We start from the raw sequence: 6,237 nt of genomic DNA, 5'->3' as shown, positions 1-6,237 counted from the left end.
AACAGGATATATCGCAATTGGTGAAACATCGTACACTGGATCGGAAAATTCATCAAATACATCCAACCCCATTTTTGGTCAAACATACCAGACGGGATGCTACGCAAATTGGGTGATGATAGAAAACTCAAAAGAAGGAGCAAGGTTAAAACCCTGTCACTTATAAAGCCATTTAATTTTAAACTCAGCACTCAGCACTCAGCACTCAGCACTTTTTATTTAAAGGACGGGACTGGCCAGGCTCGAACCGGCGACCTAGCGCTTAGGAGGCGCTCGCTCTATCCATCTGAGCTACAGCCCCAACTACAAAGCATATGCAAGCACATACTATGATAGCAGTAGTCTTAGCTAGATTGCCAAGAATTATCCCAAGAATCGCCACCTATTTCTAAACCACAAAGAGAACTTTGTGCTTTGAGGATTGTTTGAGATTTTCCCCCACTTAATTTTCGTAACTCCAAATCTAATTTTCCTTGCATGGTATCCCGACAACAAAATAACAAACCATTTGCCGTCGGCGCACGCAGGGGTGTTCCAGGTAAATGGGTAGTTCCGGTTAATTCAATTTCATAATCTAAGTTCCTGGCTCGCATTTGCCATCTACCCCAAGGCTGAATATCCCACTCAACTTTTGCATTCCAGGGAACGAATTCATAAAACTTACCTTGATAGTGCAAGCCAATCATGGCCACAGATTCCATCCACCACAACACACCACGCTTACCACCACCAGCCGTTAAAGCCAAGTCAGGTTCGCCATCAAAGCTATTACAATTTAACCAAAACCATTTTTGCGGAAAAGCACCACCCCAGTTCTTTTCTTTGTAGGCTGGCGCGTTGGTAAATTCATAGATTCTACCATTCCAATCAATTGAACCACTGGCTAAACCGTGAGCCATTAAAATTTGCCATCCTGGTTCAAAAATCTGTAGAGATGACACCCAGCCGGCGGTTGATTGCTGAATACTATTTTGATTTCCCCAATAGTATATGGGCTGAATTTCGTACAGCCAACGGCAATAATTACCAGTAGCAGGATCACGAATTGCTCCCTGATTTAAGGTGGCTGTGGCTTGATAGCCTTCTTGAACATGATTTTCAAACTCAGACGGGGGGAGGTACAAAGCTGGGGTGTGGAGGTTAGTTTTACCCCAATGGCCTAATCCGAGAACATCTCGACTACCCCAAAATTTTTGCACATCAGGAAAAGTACGCCATATATATTCATCATTTGGCCCCAGGACTTGGGCTGCACCACCGCTATAAGGTTGACTGCCAATGGGGTCTTCAATGGAGTACATGAAGGCGAATGTTTGACCACAATCGGGTAAGGTTACGCGATCATACCAACCTTCAAAGAAGCGACGATTACTACCATCCCAATGATATCCACTGTGAGGAGTTTGGGTTGAGTGCAGAAGGTTTAGGGGAATAGTTAACATATATTTAATATAGTTGCCTGTTTCTTTGAGTATGCGCGATCGCTTTGATATTAATCATGCTTATGAAATTTTAGGACTGACACCCGATGCATCACAAGGACAGGTGAAGCAAGCTTACCGTCAGCTGGTGAAAATTTGGCATCCTGATCGCTTTCCTGACTCACAGCAAAAACAGGAAGCAGAGGCAAAAATCAAAGAAATCAATGTAGCTTACAACAAACTGAAGTCGGAACAGCTAAATACTGACAGTGCGCCCTCTGCTACGCCTATAAAGACATCAAATAATCAAGTAAACATATCTGTCCAGCGCTGGGATGCACAAAGTTTTTATAACTGCGGCGTGGAAAATGCCAGCCAGGGAAAATATGAGGAAGCGATCGCTAATTTTACCAAAGCCATTCGCCTCAATCCTAACTACGTGGAAGCCTACAAATATCGGGGCTTCGTTTGTTCTCAACTGGGGTTTGAATATCGAGCTGCTTCAGATTTAAATAAAGCCGCATACTTAGAACATGATACTCCCAATGGATCGCAATATTCCAGATGGTCAAGGTCATATAAGCCTGTATTCCGGCGTAAATCGCTGTTATCCAGATGGTGTCAGCAAATCAAAAGGCTGTTGAGGATAAATAGGCGATCGCGATGAATGTGTAATTTGCAATACTAGAATACAAATAAATTTACTATGTTTTTAGTATGAGCGATCGCCTCAAACCAATTATGCAAAACTTAATACCAGTCCGTACACTCAAAGGACATTCAGACAAAGTTAAATCAGTCGCCTTCAGTCCAGATGGTAAGACTCTAGCCAGTGGTAGCGATGACAAAACCATCAAGCTGTGGTCTTTAACTAACAACGAACCTCGCACCCTTAAAGGTCACGGCGAATCTTCTTGGTCTGGGGCGGTTAATTCTGTAGCTTTTAGCCCAGATGGTCGAACTTTAGCAAGTGCTAGTGATGACAAAACTCTGAAATTGTGGAATGTGCAGACAGGATCGGAAATTTGCACTTTCACAGGACATGAAGACAAAGTAGATTGTGTTACATTTAGCTGCGATGGAAAAACTTTAGCCAGTGGTAGTAAAGATAAAACCGTCAAATTGTTGTCAATAGAGACAAGAAGGGAAAAATACTCACTCAAAGGACATTCCGATGATGTTCTATGTATTGCCTTCAGTCCAGATGGAAAGGTTTTAGCTAGTGGTGGTGCTGGTAATGACAAAACTATCAAGATTTGGCATCTAGATCAACAACAAGTATTAACTCTCATCGGACATTCTGACTGGTTTGGCGGAATCAGTTCTCTGGTATTCAGTCCAGATAGCAAGATTCTCGCCAGTGGTAGTTGGGACAAGACAATTAAACTATGGCAATTGAAAGACGGTCAAGAAATCTCTACTTTGACTGGACATTCTGACCATGTTTGTTCTATCGCTATCAGTCCAGATGGTAAAACTCTAGCTAGTGGAAGTAAGGACAAGACCATTAAACTGTGGCAGATGAATACAGGAAATCTCATCCGCAATCTGACAGGACATGAAGAATCAGTTCATTCCCTCGCTTTTAGCCCGGATGGTCAAACCCTAGTGAGTGGAAGTGGTGATCAAACTATCATGCTGTGGCCTGTTCAAGCAGAGAAAACCTAAAATATTAAGAAAAATTACTAAATTATTACAACAAATTAATGCTGTTCAAGTTTGGTAAACATCTCACATAAATGGAATACAGGATGCTAAATTAAGAGCAAGGTACAAACAGGTTAAGAGCTAATTAAACTAAAACATTGAAGTTAGAGCCTGTGCCTCCTGCTCTAATAACCTCGCAATCATTACTTAGTTGTCGCATCCTCTAAAAGTTTTTTCCGCGTTGAGTTAATTGATGTTTTTGGAGGTATTTGAACTTACGAGCTAGAGATGCCTGTTTATCGGAATCAAGGATGCTCGATTTTGAGATCAACGATTGCGAAAATTGTCCACATTATTTGAGTTAGTTTACCCTGTTTTTTAAATCTTCTCGAAAAATTGCCAATTTAATAAACCGCCGTGGGTTACAGATACTTTTCCGTCGTAACTTGTGGCGGTTTACGAATATCTAAATAAATAATTATTGGCTAACTAAGGTAATTACAGTAACTTCAGGTGGACAAAATAAACGTCCTGGGTGATAAGTTCCTAAGCCACGATTGACATATAATTGATTGTTTGACACTTGATGAAAACCTTTTGCCCATTCCCAATATTTTACTACTTTTGTGCAATCTCCTAGTAATAATGGTTGCCAACGACGCAGTTTTTTAGGAAGTTGTTTCAGCAGCTTTTGATAATGAAAAATTGCCGGGCCAAATCCTGGTATAACAATATGACCTCCGTGGGTATGTCCAGATAGCTGCAAATCTACGCGCCACTTTTGCAAAATTTTAGCCGTGTCGGGGTTATGGGATAAAACAATGCGGGGTATATCAGAATTGAGTTGGTTCATAATTGGTGAGGGGTTGAATTCCCGTGACCAATATTCAGCTAGTCCTACTATTGGTAAATTTTCTCCTAAAGGATAGGCGATTTCGTTCCACAGAACATGAACACCTATGCTAGTCAGGGCAGATGTTACTTCTGCTTGGGAGTGCTTGTAATGTATATCATGATTGCCGAGGACGGCATAAATACCACAGCGACTTTGTAAATGTTTGAGTCGTAAAGCTAGTTCGTGAATTGGTGTAGGATCGTCGGTTACATAGTCGCCAGTTAATAGAATGATATCAGGTTCAGCTTCATTACTAGCAGCGATCGCTTGGGCTAAAAGTTCTTCAGAAATTCTCACCCCATCATAGTGAAAGTCTGTCAACTGTACCAGCTTTGTACCTTGCAAAGATTGTGGTAGATCCGCAATCTTAACCGTTATTTTATCTACTCTTAAACGTCCCGTAAACAACCAGTGCATAGGGCAACACCAGACTCCTCATACCAGTGTTTACAGCTTATCAAAAATTAAAAAATATCTTGAGGAAGTGCCAAAAATTAATGTTTAGTATTGATAAATTATGCCCTTTGGAGGATAATTTCTGTAACTTCAGGAGGGCAAAATAAACGTCCTGGCAAATAAGTTCCCAAACCACGATTGACATACAGCTGATTGCTTCCGATTTGATGTAAACCTTGCGACCATTCCCAATGACGGATAATCCAGTAGTTTTTTTGCAAACAGGGAAAGCGACACCGTACTTTCTGAGGAATATTTTGCAGAATTTTTTTGTAGCCCACTAATATAGGCCCTAGTCCGGGAATCACAATTTGGCCGCCGTGTGTATGACCAGACAATTGCAAATCTACTCGCCACTCTTGCAGTAACTCAGCCGTATCAGGATTATGAGATAACACAATCCGAGGTATGTCAGGATTTAGTTGGTTCATTACTACTGTAGGATTGAACTCTCGTGAATAATAATCCGCTAGTCCTACTAATGGTAATTCCTGTCCGAAAGGATAAGCGATTTCATTCCACAGAACGTGAATACCGATGCTAGTTAGGGCGTTGGTAATTTCGCTTTTTGAGTGTTTGTAATATATATCGTGATTACCCAATACGGCATAAATTCCTGCTTGACTTTTTAGCTGTTTGAGTCGTGAAGCTAGTTTATGAATGGGTTCGGTGCTTGTAGTTACAAAATCGCCAGTCAATAAGACTAAATCTGGTTTTAATCTGTTATTAGCAGCGATCGCTTGTTCTAACATTTTTTCTGACAGCCGCAAACCATCATCATGAAAGTCTGACATTTGCACCAATTTCTTACCTTCTAAAGATGCAGGCAAATCTGCAATCTTAACCGTTAACCTCTCAATACTCAACGGTCCAGATAATAACCAGTGCATAAGGTGTTGAATAAACTTTAATTATGGAGCTTACAGTCTAGCTAAAAAATCATCATAAGTCCCGTAATCACCTGACAATTCCTGACCATTGAATTTTTTTTTGTTGTTCCCGACGATAAGAAAAGAAATATTCTGGAGTTTGGTAAGTACAATAAGGCGCGATCGCTATTTGTTCGGTGGTAATACCCAAGCTTTCCAGTTGTAAAACATTGACTCGTCGCACATCCAATCTGACTTTTCCGGGTTCGGGATCTGCTAACAAAGGTGAATTTGGTAATTCATGTAAAGCATCAATAATCTGTTGTACCTCTTCATGGTGTGTAATGCTGGCACCAATTTCTGCCGCTACTTCCAAAGAAACTTGGTAAACCTCCCCGGCGATCGCTGGCCCCATTGCAATCCGTAAATCATTGAGTTGACTACCTTGATTTTGCAATCGGGCGATCGCCTGGGGAACAATCTTCGCCGCAGTCCCCCGCCAACCCGCGTGTAATGCTGCTACTTGTCTAGTTTTGACATCACCAATTAATACAGGTGTACAATCGGCACTAGCCACCCACACAGCTTGTAGCGGCTGTTCGCTAATCACACCATCCCCCAAGGCTAAAGCCGCATCTCCTGAACCTGTAACGTCCTCTCCACCCGCCCTTAACTTGCTGTGGATTTCTTGTGGGGTCAGAACTATATTGCCATGTACCTGTTTTAAGCGATATGCTGATGCTTCTGGGTGCAATGCTTTTGTTAAATCTTGAGGTGATCGCGGCCAAAACTGTTGAGTAAAGAAGCCGTGATGCCAATCTTTGAGAAGACTACTAGTAAGATAGGGTAGTCCTTGCCAATTGTGCCAGTGCCAAGTGTGCATCTTGAACCAAACCTAAACAGAAATAAAAATCAATCAATTAATGCTAACTTGAACAACGGGATTTAG

General features: G+C 41.5%; 6 protein-coding genes and 1 tRNA gene. 2 read left to right on the top strand and 5 right to left on the bottom strand.

What is annotated here, in order from left to right; translation table 11 throughout:
- Positions 1-227 precede the first annotated feature (227 nt).
- Positions 228-301 (bottom strand) — tRNA-Arg (locus VB654_RS16140).
- Positions 302-344: 43 nt separating this feature from the next.
- Positions 345-1,442: a tocopherol cyclase family protein gene (locus VB654_RS16135; protein ID WP_323214791.1), complete on the bottom strand. Its 1,098-nt coding sequence runs from the start codon at positions 1,440-1,442 to the stop codon at positions 345-347.
- 31 nt (positions 1,443-1,473) lie between these two features.
- Between VB654_RS16135 and VB654_RS16130 the strand changes: the two genes are divergently transcribed.
- Both VB654_RS16130 and VB654_RS16125 read left to right on the top strand, forming a co-directional pair.
- On the top strand, positions 1,474-2,088 hold the full coding sequence (locus VB654_RS16130) for a J domain-containing protein (RefSeq protein ID WP_323214792.1): 615 nt from the start codon (positions 1,474-1,476) through the stop codon (positions 2,086-2,088).
- A 50-nt stretch (positions 2,089-2,138) separates the two neighbouring features.
- Positions 2,139-3,089 carry a WD40 repeat domain-containing protein gene (locus tag VB654_RS16125; RefSeq protein WP_323214790.1) on the top strand — a complete coding sequence of 317 codons (951 nt, stop codon included), beginning with the start codon at positions 2,139-2,141 and terminating at the stop codon, positions 3,087-3,089.
- Positions 3,090-3,546: 457 nt separating this feature from the next.
- Here VB654_RS16125 and VB654_RS16120 read toward each other — a convergent pair whose 3' ends face one another.
- The 3 genes from VB654_RS16120 to pgeF form a co-directional block, all read right to left on the bottom strand.
- Positions 3,547-4,380 carry a metallophosphoesterase gene (locus VB654_RS16120; protein WP_323214789.1) on the bottom strand — a complete coding sequence of 278 codons (834 nt, stop codon included), beginning with the start codon at positions 4,378-4,380 and terminating at the stop codon, positions 3,547-3,549.
- Between the two features lie 98 nt (positions 4,381-4,478).
- A complete protein-coding gene (locus VB654_RS16115) occupies positions 4,479-5,309 on the bottom strand; it encodes a metallophosphoesterase (protein WP_323214788.1) in 831 nt (276 codons plus the stop codon).
- Between the two features lie 67 nt (positions 5,310-5,376).
- A complete protein-coding gene (gene pgeF, locus VB654_RS16110) occupies positions 5,377-6,171 on the bottom strand; it encodes a peptidoglycan editing factor PgeF (RefSeq protein WP_323214787.1) in 795 nt (264 codons plus the stop codon).
- Between the last annotated feature and the right edge of the window lie 66 nt (positions 6,172-6,237).

Source organism: Nodularia sp. UHCC 0506, assembly GCF_034931045.1.
Lineage (GTDB): Bacteria > Cyanobacteriota > Cyanobacteriia > Cyanobacteriales > Nostocaceae > Nodularia.
Note: the sequence above shows the minus strand (reverse complement) of the source record. Positions and strands in the feature narration are given on the sequence as shown.

What these genes read in the sequence shown, in the direction of transcription:
- VB654_RS16130 (WP_323214792.1), top strand. Translation starts at nt 1,474, where the DNA reads ATGCGCGATCGCTTTGATATTAATCATGCTTATGAAATTTTAGGACTG.
- VB654_RS16120 (WP_323214789.1), bottom strand. Translation starts at nt 4,380, where the DNA reads ATGCACTGGTTGTTTACGGGACGTTTAAGAGTAGATAAAATAACGGTT.
- pgeF (WP_323214787.1), bottom strand. Translation starts at nt 6,171, where the DNA reads ATGCACACTTGGCACTGGCACAATTGGCAAGGACTACCCTATCTTACT.
- VB654_RS16135 (WP_323214791.1), bottom strand. Translation starts at nt 1,442, where the DNA reads ATGTTAACTATTCCCCTAAACCTTCTGCACTCAACCCAAACTCCTCAC.
- VB654_RS16115 (WP_323214788.1), bottom strand. Translation starts at nt 5,309, where the DNA reads ATGCACTGGTTATTATCTGGACCGTTGAGTATTGAGAGGTTAACGGTT.
- VB654_RS16125 (WP_323214790.1), top strand. Translation starts at nt 2,139, where the DNA reads ATGAGCGATCGCCTCAAACCAATTATGCAAAACTTAATACCAGTCCGT.